This window comes from Sunxiuqinia sp. A32, assembly GCF_052690465.1.
The window spans coordinates 75,484-95,857 of record NZ_JBQYLI010000019.1; the positions used below are offsets into that span (position 1 = coordinate 75,484).

At 36.3% G+C, this 20,374-nt stretch carries 19 protein-coding genes; 11 read left to right on the forward strand and 8 right to left on the reverse strand.

Annotated elements, in window-relative coordinates; all coding sequences use genetic code 11:
* Genes ACUNWD_RS17165 through ACUNWD_RS17185 form a run of 5 tightly spaced genes read right to left on the reverse strand, consistent with a single transcriptional unit; the run spans position 1 to position 5,030 of the window.
* The gene (locus tag ACUNWD_RS17165; RefSeq protein ID WP_445589078.1) at positions 1–1,749 is read right to left on the reverse strand and encodes a phospho-sugar mutase; all 1,749 of its coding nucleotides are present in this window, start codon (positions 1,747–1,749) and stop codon (positions 1–3) included.
* An 11-nt stretch (positions 1,750–1,760) separates the two neighbouring features.
* Positions 1,761–2,630 carry a dTDP-4-dehydrorhamnose reductase gene (gene rfbD, locus ACUNWD_RS17170; protein ID WP_445589079.1) on the reverse strand — a complete coding sequence of 290 codons (870 nt, stop codon included), beginning with the start codon at positions 2,628–2,630 and terminating at the stop codon, positions 1,761–1,763.
* Between the two features lie 5 nt (positions 2,631–2,635).
* Complete coding sequence (gene rfbC / locus ACUNWD_RS17175; protein ID WP_445589080.1) at positions 2,636–3,184, reverse strand: dTDP-4-dehydrorhamnose 3,5-epimerase; 549 nt, start codon at positions 3,182–3,184, stop codon at positions 2,636–2,638.
* 10 nt (positions 3,185–3,194) lie between these two features.
* Positions 3,195–4,076, reverse strand: a complete 882-nt coding sequence (rfbA, locus tag ACUNWD_RS17180; protein WP_445589081.1) for a glucose-1-phosphate thymidylyltransferase RfbA — start codon at positions 4,074–4,076, stop codon at positions 3,195–3,197.
* Between the two features lie 6 nt (positions 4,077–4,082).
* A complete protein-coding gene (locus ACUNWD_RS17185) occupies positions 4,083–5,030 on the reverse strand; it encodes a UDP-glucuronic acid decarboxylase family protein (RefSeq protein ID WP_445589082.1) in 948 nt (315 codons plus the stop codon).
* A 273-nt stretch (positions 5,031–5,303) separates the two neighbouring features.
* On the opposite strand from ACUNWD_RS17185, the gene rpsA reads away from it, so the two are divergent.
* The 4 genes from rpsA to ACUNWD_RS17205 all read left to right on the forward strand — a co-directional run bounded on the left by rpsA (position 5,304) and on the right by ACUNWD_RS17205 (position 9,935).
* Positions 5,304–7,274 (forward strand): 30S ribosomal protein S1, encoded by a 1,971-nt coding sequence (gene rpsA / locus ACUNWD_RS17190; RefSeq protein ID WP_445589083.1) that lies wholly within the window; start codon positions 5,304–5,306, stop codon positions 7,272–7,274.
* Between the two features lie 45 nt (positions 7,275–7,319).
* The gene (locus tag ACUNWD_RS17195; RefSeq protein ID WP_445589084.1) at positions 7,320–7,673 is read left to right on the forward strand and encodes an STAS domain-containing protein; all 354 of its coding nucleotides are present in this window, start codon (positions 7,320–7,322) and stop codon (positions 7,671–7,673) included.
* A gap of 1 nt (position 7,674) precedes the next feature.
* Positions 7,675–8,598 (forward strand): ribonuclease Z, encoded by a 924-nt coding sequence (locus ACUNWD_RS17200; protein ID WP_445589085.1) that lies wholly within the window; start codon positions 7,675–7,677, stop codon positions 8,596–8,598.
* An 86-nt stretch (positions 8,599–8,684) separates the two neighbouring features.
* Positions 8,685–9,935, forward strand: coding sequence for a C1 family peptidase (locus ACUNWD_RS17205; RefSeq protein WP_445589086.1), 1,251 nt, complete (start codon positions 8,685–8,687; stop codon positions 9,933–9,935).
* A 38-nt stretch (positions 9,936–9,973) separates the two neighbouring features.
* On the opposite strand, the gene ACUNWD_RS17210 is transcribed toward ACUNWD_RS17205, so the two are convergent.
* Positions 9,974–11,398: an ATP-dependent DNA helicase gene (locus tag ACUNWD_RS17210; RefSeq protein WP_445589087.1), complete on the reverse strand. Its 1,425-nt coding sequence runs from the start codon at positions 11,396–11,398 to the stop codon at positions 9,974–9,976.
* 91 nt (positions 11,399–11,489) lie between these two features.
* Between ACUNWD_RS17210 and ACUNWD_RS17215 the strand changes: the two genes are divergently transcribed.
* The 3 genes from ACUNWD_RS17215 to ACUNWD_RS17225 are packed head-to-tail and all read left to right on the forward strand — an operon-like array spanning position 11,490 to position 13,497.
* On the forward strand, positions 11,490–12,122 hold the full coding sequence (locus ACUNWD_RS17215; protein ID WP_445589088.1) for a hypothetical protein: 633 nt from the start codon (positions 11,490–11,492) through the stop codon (positions 12,120–12,122).
* Between the two features lie 8 nt (positions 12,123–12,130).
* A complete protein-coding gene (locus ACUNWD_RS17220; protein ID WP_445589089.1) occupies positions 12,131–12,976 on the forward strand; it encodes a DUF3822 family protein in 846 nt (281 codons plus the stop codon).
* Positions 12,964–13,497 (forward strand): RsmD family RNA methyltransferase, encoded by a 534-nt coding sequence (locus ACUNWD_RS17225; RefSeq protein ID WP_445589090.1) that lies wholly within the window; start codon positions 12,964–12,966, stop codon positions 13,495–13,497. Before ACUNWD_RS17220 ends, ACUNWD_RS17225 begins: the two co-directional genes overlap by 13 nt.
* Positions 13,498–13,510: 13 nt before the next feature.
* On the opposite strand, the gene ACUNWD_RS17230 is transcribed toward ACUNWD_RS17225, so the two are convergent.
* A complete protein-coding gene (locus tag ACUNWD_RS17230; RefSeq protein ID WP_445589091.1) occupies positions 13,511–14,476 on the reverse strand; it encodes a TIGR01212 family radical SAM protein in 966 nt (321 codons plus the stop codon).
* Positions 14,477–14,615: 139 nt separating this feature from the next.
* Here ACUNWD_RS17230 and ACUNWD_RS17235 point away from each other — a divergent pair, with 139 nt between their 5' ends.
* The 4 genes from ACUNWD_RS17235 (at position 14,616) to ACUNWD_RS17250 (ending at position 18,839) form a co-directional block, all read left to right on the forward strand.
* The gene (locus ACUNWD_RS17235; RefSeq protein WP_445589092.1) at positions 14,616–16,154 is read left to right on the forward strand and encodes a DUF4301 family protein; all 1,539 of its coding nucleotides are present in this window, start codon (positions 14,616–14,618) and stop codon (positions 16,152–16,154) included.
* Positions 16,155–16,200: 46 nt separating this feature from the next.
* Positions 16,201–17,619, forward strand: a complete 1,419-nt coding sequence (locus ACUNWD_RS17240) for a tetratricopeptide repeat protein (RefSeq protein ID WP_445589093.1) — start codon at positions 16,201–16,203, stop codon at positions 17,617–17,619.
* A gap of 2 nt (positions 17,620–17,621) precedes the next feature.
* Positions 17,622–18,380 (forward strand): phosphosulfolactate synthase, encoded by a 759-nt coding sequence (locus ACUNWD_RS17245; protein WP_445589094.1) that lies wholly within the window; start codon positions 17,622–17,624, stop codon positions 18,378–18,380.
* Between the two features lie 84 nt (positions 18,381–18,464).
* Entirely contained in the window at positions 18,465–18,839 is a 375-nt protein-coding gene (locus ACUNWD_RS17250; RefSeq protein WP_445589095.1) for a DUF6713 family protein, read from the forward strand.
* A gap of 64 nt (positions 18,840–18,903) precedes the next feature.
* On the opposite strand, the gene ACUNWD_RS17255 is transcribed toward ACUNWD_RS17250, so the two are convergent.
* The gene (locus ACUNWD_RS17255) at positions 18,904–20,112 is read right to left on the reverse strand and encodes a C1 family peptidase (protein ID WP_445589096.1); all 1,209 of its coding nucleotides are present in this window, start codon (positions 20,110–20,112) and stop codon (positions 18,904–18,906) included.
* Between the last annotated feature and the right edge of the window lie 262 nt (positions 20,113–20,374).

Sequence of the window (20,374 nt, forward strand, 5' to 3'; positions counted from 1 at the left end):
TTATAGGTTTAGTTCTTCCATAATCGACTCAATTTTGTCTTCTGCTTGTTTTTCAACAATATCAATCTCAGCACGACTATTCAAATCAGCGGCTATCTCAAAGTAAAACTTAATCTTTGGCTCTGTTCCAGAAGGTCTCACTGAAATCTTTGTTCCGTCTTCAGTAAAGAACTGCAATACATTTGAAGTAATTTTTTGATTGATTTTCTTACTTTCTCCTGTCAATAAATTACGTTCCGTCAAATCACCATAATCCTTCACAGTTTTCAAAAGGCTGCCTCCTAGCATTTTTGGTGGATTTTCTCTAAAGTTCACCATCATCCGCTGTATCTCATCAGCACCTGATTTTCCCTGGCGAACAATGTATTTCATTTTTTCTTTTGAATGACCATATTCAAGGTAAATATCCTGTAGTAATTCATACAGTGATTTTCCCTGATCTTTTGCCCACGCAACAATCTCTGCCATCAATGCGCATGAAGAAACGGCATCTTTATCGCGAACAAAATCGGCAGGCATAAAACCAAAACTTTCTTCGCCGCCACCAATGTATTTTTTCACACCTTCATTTTCGCGAATAACTTCCGCTATGTATTTAAATCCAGTATAAACATCAAAGAATTCAATACCATTCTTTTGAGCAATTTCTGCAATCTTCTCTGTAGAAACGATTGTTTTAACAATGAACTCGTTTCCTGAAAGGCGATTGCTTTCTTTCATTCGAGTAATGATATAGTAAATAAACACTAATGCCGTTTGATTACCATTAATGATTACAAACTCTCCTTTATCATTTTTGACTGCAACTCCAATGCGGTCTGCGTCGGGATCTGAGGCCAACACAACGTCGGCATCAATTTCAGCTCCTTTTTTCATTGCCATATCCATAGCTGCTGGTTCCTCGGGGTTCGGAGAAACTACTGTTGGAAAATCGCCACTTACCACATCCTGCTCAGGAATGTGAATCACATTTTCAAATCCAAACGCTTTTAATGCATCCGGAATCAGCTTAACTCCTGTACCATGAATTGGAGTGTAAACAATTTTAAGGTCTTTATATTTCTCAACGATCTCAGGAGCTAAAGAAACCGTTTTTACTTTCTCAAGGAACTTTTGGTCCATCTCATCACCAAGGATTTCAATCAACTCTTTATTCCCCTCAAATTTAATATCAGCAGCTCCTACTTTTTGAACTTCATCAATAATATTTACATCGTGTGGGCCAACAATTTGTGAACCATCTTCCCAATACGCCTTATATCCATTATATTCTTTCGGATTGTGAGAAGCAGTCAAAATAATCCCACTTTGACACCCTAATTCACGAATTGCGAATGAAAGTTCAGGTGTTGGACGTAAATCATCGAACAAGTATACCTTGATTCCATTTGCTGCAAATATTTCTGCACTTTTTTCGGAGAACAAGCGACTGTTATTTCTACAATCGTGAGCAATTGCCACCTTAATTTGATCCAGGTCAGCAAATTCCTTTTTCAAATAGTTGCTTAAACCTTGAGTTGCTGCTCCAACTGTATAAATATTCATTCGATTGGAACCTACTCCCATTATACCGCGAAGTCCTCCTGTTCCAAATTCAAGATCTTTATAAAAGGAGTCAATCAATTCACTTTTATCTTCCTGATCAAGCATTCTTTGTACTTCATCTCGAGTTGCTTCATCATATACCTCTGATTGCCATGATTTTGCTTTAGCAATAACGCTTTCTAAAATTTCTTGATTCGTTGCCATATCTCTTTCTTTTATTTTTTTATTTCACGAATACATTGACGTAAACTATCACGCCAGTATGGAATTTGAACGCCAAAAATAAGTTTAATTTTCGATTTGTTTAAAACCGCATAAGCTGGACGCCTTGCAGGAGTAGGATAATCGACCGTTTCAATAGGCAAAACTTCACATTCTGATTGATATTCTTCCAAAATAGCTTTTGCAAAATCATACCAACTACACACCCCTTCATTAGAATAATGGTAGATTCCGGGTTTCCATACAACCTCTTTCTTTTCGGTTTTTGAAATTATCATTAAGATTGCCCGAGCCAGATCTCCAGCATATGTTGGTGTTCCAACCTGATCGTAAACAACCTTCAATTTATCTCTTTCCTCGCTTAATCGAAGAATCGTTTTTAAGAAGTTTTTGCCATACTGACTATATAACCAGGAAGTGCGAATAATAATTGCGGAGGCATTCTCTCGTATTAATCCAATTTCGCCATTCAGCTTCGTCTTTCCATAGATAGATTCTGGATTCACCAAATCTTTCTCAAGATAAGGAGTACATGAGGTTCCATCAAATACATAATCAGTAGAAATATGAATGACCCTCGCCTGATACTTCTCGGCAATGTTCCCCAAAAATGAAGGTGCTTTTGTATTAAGAAGTTCTGCAAAAAATCCATCTTTTTCTGCAACATCAACTGCTGTGTACGCTGCGCAGTTAATGACATAATTTGGCTGATGCTGTTTAAAATATGCTTCAACATCCTTCCATTTCGCGATATCCAAATCGTTGATATCTGTAAAAATGAATTCAAATTCAGAAAACTCGCCTGAACATTTTCTTAATTCAGATCCTAACTGTCCATCTGCTCCTGTTACTAAAATTTTCATAATCATTAAAAATCGAATTCAGCATCTTTAAAAGAGGGTAACCGACGATCCTTTTCCGAAATAGTTGGATTCTCATTCTCAATCTTCCAATCAATATTCAAAACCGGATCATTATATATAATGCCTCGTTCAGCATTTTGTTGATAGTACCCGTCACATTTATACGCAAATATTGCCGTTTTGCTCAATACTGAAAATCCATGAGCAAATCCTCGAGGTATATAAAGTTGTTTTTTGTTTTCTCCGCTTAACTCAATTCCAAACCATTTTCCAAATGTAGCAGATCCTTTACGCAAATCAACAGCTACATCCCAAACAACTCCATCAATAACCCGAACGAGCTTTGCTTGCGCATAAGGGGCGATTTGGTAATGCAATCCACGAACAACTCCACTGCTTGACTTAGATTCATTATCTTGAACAAAAACAGAATCAATTCCAGATTCTATTAATGATTTCACATTAAAACTTTCAAAAAAATATCCCCTCTCATCCTGAAAAACAGATGGTTCTACAACCAACAAATCTTCAATTTGTGTTTCAGTAACCTTCATTAATAAATATTTAAAACGATGTGATTTTTTTATTTGCCAGTTTGAATAGGTATTCACCGTACTGGTTTTTCATCAATGGTTTAGCAAGTTCTAACAATTGATCCTTGCTGATGTACCCTTTCTTAAAGGCAATCTCTTCCAAACAAGACACTTTTAATCCCTGCCTTTGTTCAATGGTTGCGATGAAATTGGAAGCTTGCAATAAACTGTCATGTGTTCCCGTATCCAACCAAGCGAATCCCCGGCCCAATAACTTAACATTTAAGCGTTGCTCTTCCAGATAGATTCGGTTTAAGTCAGTAATCTCAAGTTCACCTCTTGGAGAAGGCTTTAATTTTTTAGCCTTTTCGACTACATCATTGGTATAAAAATACAAGCCGGTAACAGCATAATTGGATTTTGGCTCATCCGGTTTTTCTTCAATAGAAAGCACTTTCCCAGACTCGTCAAATTCAACCACACCATATCTTTCAGGGTCATTCACATAATATCCAAACACGACAGCTCCATCTTTCATACTTCTTGCCTCATTTAAGATAGCGCTGAAGTTATATCCATAGAAAATATTATCTCCCAAAATCATGCAAACTGAATCACCTCCAATAAAATCTTCTCCAATAATAAAAGCCTGAGCTAAACCATCTGGAGAAGGTTGTTCTGCGTATTGTAAATCAATCCCCAACTGGCTTCCGTCCCCCAGTAAATTTTTGTAGGTTGGTAAATCTTCAGGGGTAGAGATAATTAGTATTTCCTGAATTCCTGCTAACATCAGTACTGATAGCGGATAATATATCATAGGTTTGTCGTAAACCGGGATAATTTGCTTTGAGATTGCTTTGGTGATCGGATATAAGCGAGTGCCAGATCCTCCGGCCAAAATTATTCCTTTCATACAATATTATTTTGGGTCTTTCAAAAGTTGATCAAAGTACTGAATGGTTTTTATTAAACCTTCTTCCAACTTAACAACGGGCTGCCAATCATTTAATTTTTCTTTAGCCAAAGAAATATCAGGTTGCCGCTGAGTAGGATCATCCTGAGGAAGAGGCAGGTGCACAATTTTTGAATTTGAACCGGTTAATTCAATAATTTTTGAAGCAAGCTCCAGCATCGTGAATTCGTCAGGATTACCAATATTTACAGGACCGGTAAAATCATCTCCGGTTGCCATCATTCTAATCATTCCTTCGATTAAATCATCTACATACTGAAACGAGCGGGTTTGTTTTCCATCTCCAAAAATGGTGATATCATTACCGTTCAAAGCTTGAACAATAAAATTTGATACCACTCTCCCATCATTCGGTTCCATGCGGGGACCATAGGTGTTAAATATGCGAATGACCTTAATTCGTACATCATTTTGATTGTGGTAATTCACAAACAATGACTCAGCACAACGCTTCCCTTCATCATAACAAGAACGAATTCCAATTGGGTTTACATTTCCCCAATAATCCTCAGTTTGTGGATGAATATCCGGATCTCCGTAAACTTCACTTGTTGATGCCTGCAGAATTTTTGCTTTTACCCGTTTTGCCAATCCAAGCATATTAATAGCACCTAAAACCGAAGTTTTAATTGTTTTTATAGCATTGAACTGATAGTGCACCGGTGAGGCAGGACACGCTAGGTTGTAAATCTCATCAACTTCAATGTAATATGGCATGGTAACATCATGACGCACCCATTCAAAATATGGATGACCCATCAAATCAATTATTTTGGATTTTGAGCCAGTGAAAAAATTGTCGAGGCAAATTACTTCATTGCCTTCTTTTAACAGTCTTTCGCACAAATGTGATCCAATAAAACCGGCTCCTCCGGTAACCAAAATACGTTTCATTTAATCTGCCTTAAGTTGAATATATTTAGCCAGCCAGCCAAAAGTAAAGAAATTATTACTCTTGGAATATTTTCTATTACAAAACTAAGTGCTTTTATGGCTTTGTAAAGAAGTTTTTCGAATAAATGAAACTAAAAATTCAAAACTGCGAATATTTGAGTTTTTAAGCGCTAAAAAAGCACTGAATATCTTTGAATTATAAGAATTGATTACTAATTTTGCCGCTCGTTTTTACAAATATAATGTCTAATTCATTAATTAATTGATTTTTAAATGGTAGAAAACAAAAAAGAGAACCTTGAAGTAAAGGAAGAACTCGAGCAAAAGGAAGTTGCACCTCAAGAGCAACAAGCTGAAGAAGCACCAGCAGCTGAAGTAATTGAAGAAACTCCTGCTGTAGAAGAAAAAGAAGAAGTTGTTGCTGAAGAAAAAGCAGCTCCTAAAAAAGAGAAAAAAGTTGCAGCTGTAGCTGCCGATGAAGATTTTGACTGGGATGCACTGGAAAGCGAAGACGAAGGTTTCGCAGGGCAAAAACAAAACGAATTAGAAGAACTTTACAACAACACATTAAACACTGTATCTGAAAAAGAAGTATTGGAAGGTACTGTTATTTCGATGAACAAACGTGAGGTTGTTGTTGACATCGGTTACAAATCTGATGGTATTGTAAGCTTAAACGAATTCCGCTACAACCCTGACCTAAAAGTTGGCGATTCTGTTGAAGTTTATGTAGAAAGCCTTGAAGACAAAAAAGGCCAAATGATTTTGTCTCACAAAAAAGCTCGTGCGGTACGTTCTTGGGACCGTGTCAATGAGGCTCTTGAAAAAGACGAAATCATCAAAGGTTACATCAAATGCCGCACAAAAGGTGGTATGATCGTTGACGTATTTGGTATCGAAGCATTCTTGCCAGGTTCTCAAATTGATGTTAAACCTATCCGTGACTACGATATCTACGTAGGAAAAACAATGGAATTCAAAGTGGTTAAAATCAACCAGGAATTCCGTAATGTGGTTGTTTCTCACAAAGCACTTATTGAAGCTGAGTTGGAACAACAGAAGAAAGAAATTATCTCTAAATTGGAGAAAGGACAAGTACTTGAAGGTACTGTTAAGAATATTACTTCTTACGGTGTATTCATCGACCTTGGCGGTGTTGACGGATTAATCCACATCACAGACTTAAGCTGGGGACGTATTTCACATCCGAATGAAATCGTTGAATTGGATCAGAAATTGAACGTTGTTATCCTTGACTTTGATGATGACAAAAAACGTATCGCTCTTGGTCTAAAACAATTAACTCCTCACCCATGGGACAACCTGGATGCAGAGCTTAAAGTTGGTGACAGTGTGAAAGGTAAAGTGGTTGTTATGGCTGACTACGGTGCATTTGTTGAAATCGCTACCGGAGTTGAAGGTCTGATCCACGTTTCTGAAATGAGCTGGTCACAACACTTACGCAGCGCACAAGACTTCTTAAAAGTTGGTGATGAAGTAGAAGCACAAATTCTTACTTTAGACCGTGACGAACGCAAAATGTCATTGGGTATCAAACAACTTAAACAAGATCCTTGGGGAGAAATCGACACTAAATTTGGTGTTGGAAGCAAACACAAAGCGAATGTTCGCAACTTTACAAACTTTGGTGTATTTGTTGAGATCGAAGAAGGTGTTGACGGATTGATCCACATCTCAGACTTGAGCTGGACTAAGAAAATCAAGCATCCATCAGAATTTACTGCAATCGGTGAAGAAATCGAAGTTGTAGTTCTTGATATCGACAAAGACAACCGTCGTTTGAGTCTTGGACACAAACAATTGGAAGAAAATCCATGGGATGTATTTGAAACAATCTTCTCAGTTGATTCAATCCACGAAGGAACTGTTGTTGAATTATTCGACAAAGGAGCAACTATTGCATTGCCTTACGGTGTTGAAGGATTTGCAACTCCACGTCACCTGGTAAAAGAAGACGGATCACAAGCAAGCTTGGATGAAAAACTAGACTTCAAAGTGATTGAATTCTCAAAAGCAGCAAAACGAATTATTCTTTCTCACTCTCGTGTATTCGAAGATGAAAAGAAAACCGAAGAAACTGCTGCCAGAAAGACTCAGGCTAAGCAAACCAAAAAAGCGGTTAAAGCTGTTAAAGACAACGTAGAAAAAACTACGCTTGGTGATATCAGCGAGCTTGCAGCTCTGAAATCACAGATGGAAGCTGAAGAAAACAAAGAAAAGTAATTAAAGACTGGACTAATTCCATTGAATTTTCGTAATTTTCATAACATGGAATTTGAGATTACAAAAAAAGAAGATCATTCAGTCGTTAAGGTACTGAGTACAAAACTGGACACCAACAATGCTCCTGAATTAAAATCAGAGTTGGTAGTGCTTGGGAACGAAGGTGAAAAAAACATCATTCTTGATTTGAGTGAATGCACTTACGTTGATTCATCAGGCTTAAGTTCAATTTTAGTGGCGAATCGCCTATGCGAAGATGCTATCGGTGCTTTCATTCTTTGCGGACTTCAACCAGATGTTGAACACCTCATTCACATTTCGATGCTTCATACCGTTCTTTTAATTACAAAAGATGCAGATGAAGCTGAGAAATTATTAGAGGAGAAAGGCAAACTTTAATATGCAATTGCCTTTTGAACTAACTATTTTAGGAAGTAGTTCAGCAATGCCTACTTCTTCAAGATATCCAACCGCTCAAGTGCTCAATGTACTTGGGCGGTTTTTTTTGATCGATTGTGGTGAAGGAACTCAGCTGCAATTGAGAAAAAACAAGATCAGTTTCTCCAAAATCAACCATATTTTGATTTCTCATTTGCATGGTGATCATATATTTGGATTGATTGGATTAATATCAACACAGGTATTGATGGGACGAAAAAATGATCTGCATATCTATGCACATTCACAGCTGCAAGAATACATTGAGTTTCAACTTAAATTTTTAGGAACAACTGAAATGAGTTACAAACTCATTTTTCACCCTTTAAATTTCAAAAAGCCCCAGATCATTTTTAATGATGAAAAGTTGACGATTACTTCCTTTCCTTTAAACCACAGAATTTCATGTTGCGGCTTCAGATTTGATGAAAATCCAAAAGAGCCAAATATTATCAAGGAAAAAATTAAGGAATATAACATTCCAATAAAAGAAATAAAAAACATCAAAGCGGGATCAGATTTTATCAGAAAGGATGGTACAGTGATTCCAAATCAAGACTTGGTTCTCCCCCCGACCAAATGCCGTTCATATACTTTTTGCTCTGACACAAAATACAACGAAAAAATTATAGAAACTATCAAAGGAACCGACCTACTCTATCACGAAGCTACCTTTGCGGACTCTGACAAAGCAATCGCTGAAGACACCTTTCATTCCACAGGAAGTCAAGCAGCAATGATTGCGAAAAAGGCAGATGTTGGTAAGCTTCTAATTGGACATTTCTCGTCACGGTACAAATCTGTTCAGCTTATTCTAAATGAAGCTAAAGCCATTTTTCAAAACACCGAAGAAGCTGTGGATGGTAACAGCTATCATATCTCATAATTCAAAGTCAGATATTTTTTTATTTTTGGACAACCAATAATAATTTCCTGAAAACAACATTTTACAACTTTATAATTTTGAAGAATATGAAACATTTATTTGTGTTCGCAGCAAGCTTTGTTTTTGCACTGAACCTATTCGGACAAAATACAGATAAAGCAAAAATAGTGGCACTACCAAAAGGAGAAGGCTATTATTACCAAACCATCTTGAAAGACATACGCGTTGTTGAAGATTCATTGTCAGCAGAAGAACCAGATTCTCGCCTGTATATGGACCAAAGTGGCTACGATCTGCCCAATAAAGTTAGCTTATACAAGCGAGTTTGGGCAAATCCGGTTATTTCTCAGGGAAACACCGGATCATGTTGGGATTTTTCAACACTTTCGTTTTACGAATCTGAAATCTACAGGATGAACGGCAAGAAGGTTAAACTTTCAGAAATGTATATGGTGTATTGCGAATACCTGGAGAAAGCGAGAAGATTCGTTCAGGAGCGGGGCAATTCAGTATTTGATGAAGGATCTGAAGGCAACGCGATCGCACGTTTAGCCCCACAGTATGGATTGATGCCCGCCTCGGCTTACACAGGGCTCATTCAAGGACGTAAATTCCACAATCATGAGACAATGGCTGCTGAGATGAAAAACTACCTCAATTCATTAAAAACAAGCAATGCATGGAATGAAAAATTAGTTTTAGAAACTATTGCCGATATCATGAACCATTATATGGGAACTCCCCCTGCAAGCTTCGATGTTGATGGTAAAAAATACACACCACAATCCTACCTAAATAATTATTTAGAACTAAATACTTCTGATTTTGTGGAAATTCTTTCATATAAACAAAAGCCATATTGGCAAAAGGTAGAATATACTGTTCCAGACAATTGGTGGCACAGCGAGGATTATTACAATGTACCATTAGACGAATTTATGGATGCAATTAAAAAGTCAATTCGCAATGGATATTCCATCAGTATTGGTGGCGATGTTTCTGAAGCCGGATTTCTAAAAACCACTCAATGTGCCATGGTTCCTGATTTTGATATCCCTTCTGAATATATTAATGAAGATGCCCGTGCATTTCGATTTGCGAATAATACAACAACTGATGACCATGGCATTCACCTTGTCGGTTATTTAGAGAATTATAAAAAAGATGGCAAAGATTGGTACTTAATCAAAGATTCAGGATCTGGTTCCAGAAACAACGATGAAAATGCTCCTGAGTTCGGATACTACTTTTTTAGCGAAGACTATGTGAAACTAAAAATGATGGGATTCACCATTCACAAAGACGCAGTAAAAGATATACTCAAGAAATTCGAATAAATGCAATACGAAAGACGGTAGCTTTTCGCTGCCGTCTTTTATTCATCAAAAAACTCTTTATTAAAGTTCACCAGATACAATTCTTTGACGGGTCGGGTAAAAGCGGTATATAGCCATCGTAAATACTCCCGATCCAGCATATCTTCGCGCAAATACCCCTGATCGATAAAAACAGCATCCCATTGCCCCCCCTGCGCTTTGTGGCAAGTTACAGCGTACGCGAATTTTACTTGCAATGCATTGAAGTACTTGTTCTCTTTAATTTTTTCCCATCGTTTTTTCTTAGAACGAATATCTTGATAATCCTCTGCAACAGATTGAAACAATCGTTGGTTGTCTTCATAACTCAAAGAAGCGGTTTCTATTGAAAGTGTATCTAAAAAGATTTTGCAATCTACTTCCAAATCGTCGTAATCAATAAACTTCACACACACATTTGCAAACCTGAAACCATACAATTCTTCATAATTATATATTGATTGAATACGAACAATATCACCATTCGCAATAAAATCTAGCTTTTCGTTTTCGCCCAACCAGAAATAATTATTTTTCACAATCATCAATAAATCACCGGGCGTAATCTCAGATTCTTTATACAAAATAGTTGAGCGTATTCCCTGGTTAAACTTGTTTGCTCGTTTATTAGAGCGGGTAATTACCATCGTTTGCTCTTCCCCATAGCGATCAAAACAAAAACTAATTTTATCTATCAAATCTTCTCCATTAAGTTTGATGATATCCGAAAACCCTTCCAGTTCAATAGGAAAATAGGACGGCAAAAAATACTCATCATTCACCATCTCGCGAATCTGTGTTGCATTAAATAATACACCGGAATCTTCTGTCTGACGGACAACATCAGTGAGTTCGTGTTCAAACACTTCCAAACCGTAAAGTTCCAACTCCGATTTATCCAACGCTGGACTGATTTCCATTCCTACTGGCGGTAACTGAGCAGTATCTCCAACCAAAATTATTCTGCAATTTTGCCCACTATATACATATTCATACAAATCATCCAACACCCGACCTGTTCCAAAAACGGATCCTTCGGATGACGTATTCGATATCATAGAAGCTTCATCAACAATAAAAAAAGTATTCTTATGCAGATTTTTATCTAACACAAATTTCCCCATCCCATCCGTTGACGATTTTTGTCGATATATTTTTTTATGAATGGTATAAGCGCTCTTTCCTGTATAAGATGATAGCACTTTTGCAGCACGTCCGGTAGGAGCCAGCAACACTGATTGAAATTTAAATGCAGCTAAAGTCTTCACTAAAGCGTTCATCATGCTGGTTTTACCAGTACCGGCATACCCCTTTAATAAAAAAATGGCATCATTTGTGTTAGCAACTATAAACTCAGCCAATTTTTCGGCTAAAACTTCTTGCCCCTCTGTTGGGGTAAAATTTAAGTTGCCGAGTAGTTGTTGTTGAAGGTGTTTTTTTAACATTGAACGCTAAATTAAAACTATTCCAAAGATTGTAATTTAATTTTTTTTATAAATTTGCATGCAAACATAAACTAATCTTAAAAAAACAAAGATGAAGACAGTAATTCAGATCGTTCTTATAGTCCTTGCTATTGTACTTGCTTTTTTGATTTTTAAAAGTGTAGAAAGGCCAATAGAATTTGAAAAGGCAAAGGATGCAAGGTACGAAGCAACCGTTGAACGTTTGAAAGAAATCAGAAAAGCCCAGTTGGCTTATAAAAATGTTAATGGCCAATTTACTGGTAGCTGGGATACCTTGATTAACTTCGTAAAAAACGATTCACTTCCTCTGGTACGTAAAATTGGTATGCTTACTGATAGTATGATCGAAGCTGGATGGGATGAAGAAATGGCAATCAAAAAAGGTAAAATTATTCGCGACACTGTTCGCATTAGTGTATTAGACACCCTTTTCGGATCTAATTTCCCCGTTGAACAACTTAAAATGGTACCTGTAACTGACACTGTTGCCGAGTTTCATTTAGGAGCAACAATTATTACAACTGGCTCTGGTATTAAAGTACCTGTTTTCGAGGCTAAAGCGCATAACAATACTATTCTTAAGAACCTGGATCGTCAATTGGTTATTAACTTAAACGACTCAAAACGCACAAATAGCAAATATCCAGGATTAAAAGTTGGATCGCTCGAAGAAGCTAACAATAATGCAGGTAACTGGGAATAACCAATTCTATGCAAAAGTTATCTTTGGTAGACGAAACCTTTGATTTAAATTTTATATCAGAATATCATCTGTCCATCCAGCTCAGTCTGGATGGACTTTCTTTTTGTATATTGGATGGGATTCAAAAGAAATATGTTTCCCTGGTTCATCACCCCATTCTTTCAAATACTCCCGAATTATCAGTAAAACGGTTGAAAGAAATATTTAAGGAAGAAGATTTTTTAAAGCCATATTACAAATCAACAAGAATTATTTACTCAAGTCAAAATTCGACGATGGTTCCCCCACCGTATATTAATGATTCCCAGAAAAAGCAAATATTGGAAATCAATTTTGGTAAAACAAAAAATGAAAAAATTCTTGAAACAACTCTCTCACCCTATTATGATGTTTTATTGTATGGTATTCCAAATAGTCTTTCTAATTTCTTAGAAGAAAAGTATTCTGACATTCCAATTGAACATGAGTGCAGACCTTTTTTATGGAGTATTTTAAATCAAGGGAATCCATCTGACCAACTGGCCGTTTTAATCCATGAAAAGTATTGCTGGATTATTTACCTTAACGATAATAAGCTAAAATTTATAAACTCTTTTGCTGTTCAAAATGATGACGATGTATTGTTCTATGCACTAAATGTGGCTACAGAACTAAACATTGACCCGGAAGTAACGCCAATCATGATGGACGGATTATGCAGTAAGAAATCGGCAATTTATCATCGATTCAGACAATACATTAAGCATATAAAACTTGTAGATGCATCAAAAGACCTTCAATACAGTTATCTTTTCAATCAATTGCCAGACAGTAGATTTAACTGTCTTTTAAATTCATATCCATGCGAATTGTAGGTGGGAAATACAGAGGGAGACAGTTTCACCCGGGAAAAGCTTTTAAAGCCAGGCCAACAACAGATATGGCGAAAGAAAGCATTTTCAATATATTACAAAACAAGATTGATTTTGATACGATAAAAGTATTAGACCTTTTTGCAGGAACAGGAAGTATCTCTTTTGAATTTGCCTCTCGTGGCTGCACTGATATTACAGCAGTTGAACTAAATTACAACCACTTCAAATTTATCAAAGATACGGTTGAAAAACTTGGTGAAAAAGGGGTCAAAGTAATCAAAGGTAACGCCTTTCAATTTGTGCAAAAGGACGTTCAACAATATGATATTGTATTTGCCGACCCACCTTATGATCATCCTCGTTTTTCTGAAATTCCTGAAATGATATTGAAGTCAAACTTAATTAAGGAGAGTGGCTTGTTTATTTTAGAGCATTCTAAAAATTATGATTTCTCGATGCTCCCAAATTATTCAGAAACCAGAAAGTATGGAAGTGTCCATTTCGCCATCTTCAATAAATAATCATACTATTATCTTACTCTTGATATAGTCGTCCCTGCCAGGTATCTCTTTCTTCAAGCTTTTTCTCCAACTTCGCTACAAACTCAAAATTTTTAATACCCCATCGAGGAGCTATCAACATATCTTTGGGAGCCTGACTTACAAATCGCTCAATAATAATTGATGGTCGGAGCAATTCCAGGTAATCAACAACTAAATCCAGGTATTCATCCAACGAAAAAATATTGAAGTTTTCGGGGTTGTTCTCAAAATCAATAGCCATTCTTGTTCCTCGGTGAATTTGTAACTGATGCAGCTTAAGATTTTCAACAGGGGTTTCTGAAATTACTTTTGCCTGATTCAAATAATCATTCCTGCTCTCCCCCGGTAAGCCCAAAATCAGATGTGCACAATTATGAATTCCGCGTTTTGCTGTTTCTTCCAAAGCCCATTGTGCATCCGCAAAATAATGGCCTCTGTTAATATGAGCTAGCGTATGATCATTTACCGACTCAACACCAAATTCAACCATCACATATACTTCTTTGGATAGTTCTTCCAGATAGTCCAGGATATCATCACTCAAACAGTCAGGTCGAGTTCCCAAAACCAATCCAATAATTTTCGGATGTTGCAACGCTTCACTATATCTTTCTTTCAATACTTGAAGCGGTGCATAGGTATTTGAATATGCTTGAAAATATGCCAAAAATTGACCAATCTTTTTATTCTTAGAGAAAAAATCTATTCCCTGCCCAACCTGCTCTGCAATGCTTTTTTCAAGCCTACAATAATCGGGTTGAAATGTTTTATTATTACAATAGGAACATCCATTCAGTGCTTTAGAGCCGTCTCTGTTTGGGCAATTAAAGCCAGCATCAACAGAAACCTTTTGCACCCGTTGCTTAAACTTATCTCTAAAATAAGTCGGAAAATCATTGTATCGCTTACTATGTCCCCAGGAAAAATGACGTTCACTCATGATTGAAAAATATCTCACAAAATTAGGTTTTTACAGGTCTGAAAGAGAAAATCCGATTAAAGATTGTTAACAATTGTTGAAAACTTTAAACCAGCCATCTTCTCATATGGTTCTTTTTATACCACCTATTTTTTAATTTTATAAAAACTGAAAACGCATGGTAAGATTTAGTGACGAAGACAATGCTTTCATTAAGCAACGCGGCAGTGACCCCTCTGTCGTATCTGAACAACTTGACAACTTTAAAAAAGGCTTTCCATATTTAGAAATAATTCAAGCGGCAAATGTTGGCAAAGGAGTTATCCAACTTAATGATGAACAAGCCAATCAGTTTATTGATTTTTTTGAAAAAATGTCATCAAAGGGTATTTCACTCTTAAAATTTGTTCCTGCATCAGGAGCTGCCAGCCGCATGTTCAAATCATTGTTTTCTGCCAAAGAAAAGTTAGAACAAGGTTCCGATGAATCTGAAGTGCTGCAGGACAAGGAAATATCTTATTTCTTTAAAAATCTGAAAAGTTTCGCGTTTTACGACGAACTTGAAAAAATCGCAGGAAAGCCGGTACAGGAATTAAGTCCATTGGAAGTATTGGATCTTGTGCTAACAGAAAAGGGATTAAATTATGGAAGTTTACCAAAAGGGTTGTTACTTTTCCATAAATACGCGAATGGCACACGGACTTCTTTCGAAGAACACATTGTTGAAGGAGCTCGCTATGCAAAAAACCAAACAGGTGAAGTAAAAATCCATTTTACGGTGTCACCTGAACATCAGTCAGCTTTCCAAACTCATTTGAGCCAAATTAAGCAGCTATACGAAGAAGAATATGGTGTCAAGTTGATTATTTCATTCAGCCAGCAAAAACCGTCAACAGACACCATTGCTGTAACAATGGATGATGAACCATTCCGGGAAAATGATGATAGCTTGTTTTTCAGGCCAGGCGGACACGGTGCTTTACTAGATAATTTAAATGATCTGGATGCAGATGTAATCTACATCAAAAACATCGACAATGTTGTTCCTGATTATTTAAAGCAGGAAACGATAAAATACAAGAAAGCGCTGGCTGGAGTTTTATTGAATTACCAGAAAAAAATTTTTGAATACCAGAAAATTCTGGATACACACCATTATTACGCGATTGACAGTGCCCTTTTTGCCGAGGCTTCGAATTTTCTTGAAAACATACTAAATGTAAAACCGCCCAGTAATCAGTATTATACAGAAAGAGAAGATTTATATTACTACTTGAAAAGTAAGTTTAACCGTCCGATAAGGATTTGCGGAATGGTTAAAAATGAAGGTGAGCCTGGAGGCGGGCCTTTTTGGGCCAAAAACAGTGATGGATCAATATCTCTGCAAGTTGTCGAAAGTTCCCAAATTGATATGGGTAATGATCAACAAAAATCAATTGCGAATAATGCAACACACTTTAATCCGGTTGATTTAGTTTGTGCAGTCAAGAATTATAAGGGTGAAAAATTCGATTTACTAAAATACAGAGATCCTAAAACAGGATTTATTTCTTATAAATCAAAAGATGGAAAAGAGCTAAAAGCACAGGAATTACCTGGCTTATGGAATGGGGCAATGGCAGACTGGAACACGCTTTTTGTTGAAGTACCCATTTTGACTTTCAATCCGGTTAAAACAATTAATGACCTTTTAAGAAAAGAACATCAACCGGAATAAGTAGTTTGAAAAGTATTATTAAATTTGCATCCGCAATTGATAATTTATGGAAGAGGACGCTAGGGAATCTTACGAAAGTGAAGAAATTAACGAAGCAGTAGGTCGTTTTAAAAAAATGATGGCTTCCAATCAATTTAAATACTTTGATGTATTTGAATTTGAGGGGATTGCTGATTATTTTTTAGATGAGGGGAAAATTAAACTTGCTCAAAAAGCTATTGATAATGGTTTGGAATTGCATCCCTCCTCAATAGCTCTGCAAATAAAAAAATCTCAAATACTCTTAGTTGATGGAAAAGTTGAAGAAACGCTTGAGATTATTCGTTTAGCAGAACAAGTTGAAGACAGTAATCCTGATGTGCATCTGATTAAAGGATCTGCACTGATTATGCAAGGGAATATTGATGAAGCTATTGAAGCGTATGAAAAATCTATTTTCTACAGCTACGAAGATAAAGATGAACTGTTATACAATATTGGCATAACCCTTGGACAGGCTGGTGAAATCCAAAAAGCAATCGAATTCCTATTAGCGGCATGTAAGAACAATCCGAAAAACGAGCTGGTTTTATACGAACTTGGGTATTATTACGACAAAGATCAGCAAGCTGAAAAAAGTATATACTACTACAATAAATATCTTGATATTGATCCCTTTAACGGTTCTGTTTGGTACAACTTAGGTATAACTTACAACCGACTTGGCCAATACAAACAAGCAGTAGAAGCTTATGACTATTCGCTTGCTTTGAATGATGATTTTGAACAAGCATTTTTCAATAAAGCAAATGCCCTATCAAACGATGACCAGTACGAGGAAGCAATTAAGTGTTATGAAGAATATCTTGAAAAAGATAAGGACAACGATGATGCTTACTGTTACTTGGGTGAGTGTTATCTGAATCTGGACAGGAACAATGAAGCTCTTGTAAATTACCAAAAGGCTATCCGACTTAATAAGAACAATGCGAATGCCTGGTACGGTACTGGTTTAATTATGTGGATGGAAGGGCAACTTGAAGAAAGCCAAACATTCTTAAAGAAAGCTATTAAGCTTGATGAAGAAAATCCGGATTTCTGGTTGATGTATGGTAAAATTAGTGAAGAGCTTAAATTATTCGAACAAGCTGAATCTGCATTTGAAATGTCTTCAATGCTTGAGCCAAATAATGTTGAATGCTGGATTACCTATTCCGAGATGCAATACGAACGAGGAAAATTGGATAAAGCAATCGAAATATTGAAGCAATCTCATCAATACATTGCTGATGACCCAGATATCAATTACAGACTAACAGCTTACCTATTAGAGAATAAAGATGAGACTTCTGCTACCGGATATTTTGAAGAAGCACTAAAAGTTGATTTTAACAGCTACAGTGATTTGTTTGATTATTACCCGGAAGCCGTTCAAAACGAATCAATCAAAAAATTGATAAAACAATATCAATCTACCAAATTATAAAAATGAACTTCAACTTACCTTCTATTCCCGAACGACCACAAAAACCAAGACAATCTGGCCTGACAATGGTTATGGACAAAGGTCTAAGCATTAGGGAAGCAGAAAATATGTGTGATGTAGCATCTGAATACATCGATATTGTAAAACTAGGGTTTGGTACCGGCTTATTAACCCCGGGTCTTAAAGAAAAAATTGAACTGTATAAGTCTGCAGGTCTTCGTCCGTATTTTGGAGGAACCATGTTTGAAGCATTTATCGCCAGGGATATGTTTGATGACTTTCGTCGCTTTATCAGCGAAAGTGGTGTTGAAACCGCGGAAGTTTCAGACGGAGTTTTACCGATAGAACACGACAAAAAATACAAATACATTCAATCTCTTTCCAAAGAATTTACAGTTCTTTCTGAAGTTGGAACTAAACTTCGTGGTAAAGAAATTAGCAATCAGGAATGGGTTTCATGGATGAAAAGCGAATTAGAGGCTGGCGCATGGAAAGTCATTGCAGAAGCACGAGAAAGTGGCAACATGGGCATCTACAACGATGATGGTACTGCAAACAGTCAATTAATTCTGGATATTCGAAAAGAAATTGATGCTGATCGCATTTTATGGGAAGCCCCTTTGAAAAATCAGCAAGTTTGGTTTATTAAACTTCTGGGATCAAACGTAAATCTTGGAAATATCGCCAGCAACGAAGTAATAGCATTGGAAACCCTTCGGCTTGGATTACGAGGCGACACACTTCTTAGTTTTTTATCTTAAATTATTATACAAGGCACCTCTACATGGTGCCTTTCTTTTTGCATCTGTTTGTCTTAAATTTGTTTAAATGCAAATTTAACGACCATGCAGGAATTTCTTTTTTGGATTTATCTTATCAATGCTACAATCCTGATAAATCATGAGATTGAGTCAGCTTACTGGGAAGAATGGAAACTCTTTAAAATCCCTGGGAAATTAACCGGGTATATTCTCATTCATTTACCACTTATATTTATTATTCTACTAGGCGTAATTGAATTATTCAAGGAAAGTATATTAGGATATTCAATTTCTCTATTCGTTGGTGCCAGCGGAATCTTCGCATATTTTATTCATCACTATTTCACCCGTAAAGGAGAAGAAGGTTTTGATCTAATTATTTCAAGGTTCTTACTCATGGCAACCTTACTACTTTCAATAATCCAGCTGGTATTTACTATTTATTTGTTAGGTACATAGAAACTGAATTTGGAACTATTAATAAATAGCAAAAAAAAGCTCCCGGTTTCCCGAGAGCTTGATTTTATAAGTTAAGTTTCTTTCGAATGTCTTTAGGAATTGCATCCTTATGAACCATTATACTCATTGTTTTATATTCAACGTATGGTTTTGATGCGTAAAAATATCCATCGTAATCATTATAATCTCCCCAAGAATTTTTCACCTTATAATACAAAGCACCATTTTGATCTTTTGCGGTTCCAACTATCAACATACCATGATCATCGGTTGTTTGATAGTTGTCAAATTCCAATTGGCGCATTTCCTGAGTGATAACCTTTTCTTTCCCTGGCTTTTCCAATTTATAAAGTTGCTCTTCCTTTTCTTTTTCTGAAAGATCTTCCCATTTTGCAATTTCAGCATCACTCATTTCTTCGAGATCAGCTTCAGGTACTACAGCAACTCCTTTTTTCGAGGTATTGAATCCCTTCTCACTCACATCAGCTGCCCATGCTACCGTATAACCATTTGCAATAGAATAATTGATAATCGCCTCTAATTCTTCCAATGGCACATTATAAACCTGGTCCCACATCCAATTGTCAGGAACTTCAATGATGAATTTACTATAAAATGGATGATGGGTGTATGAACTTATTTCCACATAATCGTCCATATTCAGTCCCACATAATCTTTAGCAAAACTTTTGGGAGTAAATTCCTTTCCTTCGTATTCGAATGATTCCGGAATTTCGCCTAAATACGAGCTCAATGTTGATCGAAGTGCATCTTTCCAAGCAGTGCTTAATTTCTTATTTCTATTAAGAATAACAGCATCAACCTGATCTTTCAAAACCCGATCCATTTCGCCATGCACATGCATTTCTTCACCATAATTTAGACCCGTATAAATTTGTTCAGGAACAATTCCATACTTTTTAATCATATTGGTTACATCATGAAAAGCACCTCCTGCAGCAAAATTCAAATTTCCGTGTAAACGAACACTCTTGACTGCTTTTTCATCATAAGTATGCCAAACAATAAACATCTCAGATAAATCAACCTCTGGCTTTCCCAAACGAAGCATCTCTGCTTCTAGAAACCCAATTCCTGAAAATGACCAACATGTGCCAGATCTATTTTGGTTTTTAACCGGAGTATCTGGCAAAATTTTCAAATCTGTAAACTGATATCCTTCTTCTTGCTTATCCTTCTCATCAGCAAAAGAAACACCCATTGAAAGAATCAATAATGTGGGAAGCAAAAGGTAATTTCTAAAAAATCTCATATTCATCTTAAATTAATATCTTTTTAAAGATTGGTTCAAATATACTAAAATTCACCTGCTCTAAACGTGTAGATTTTATGATTTCTGACAGTTTTTAACAGAAAGATTTACACACATTTTACCAATTGGTAACAAAAAGGAAAAATGATTACAATTGAATGAAAAAAATTGAACCCTAATAAACAAAAAAAGAGGCCGTCTCAAAACAAGTTTTTGGGACGGTTTTTTTTTCTTTCTCATTTGGTTTTTTCCTGGTTCTATT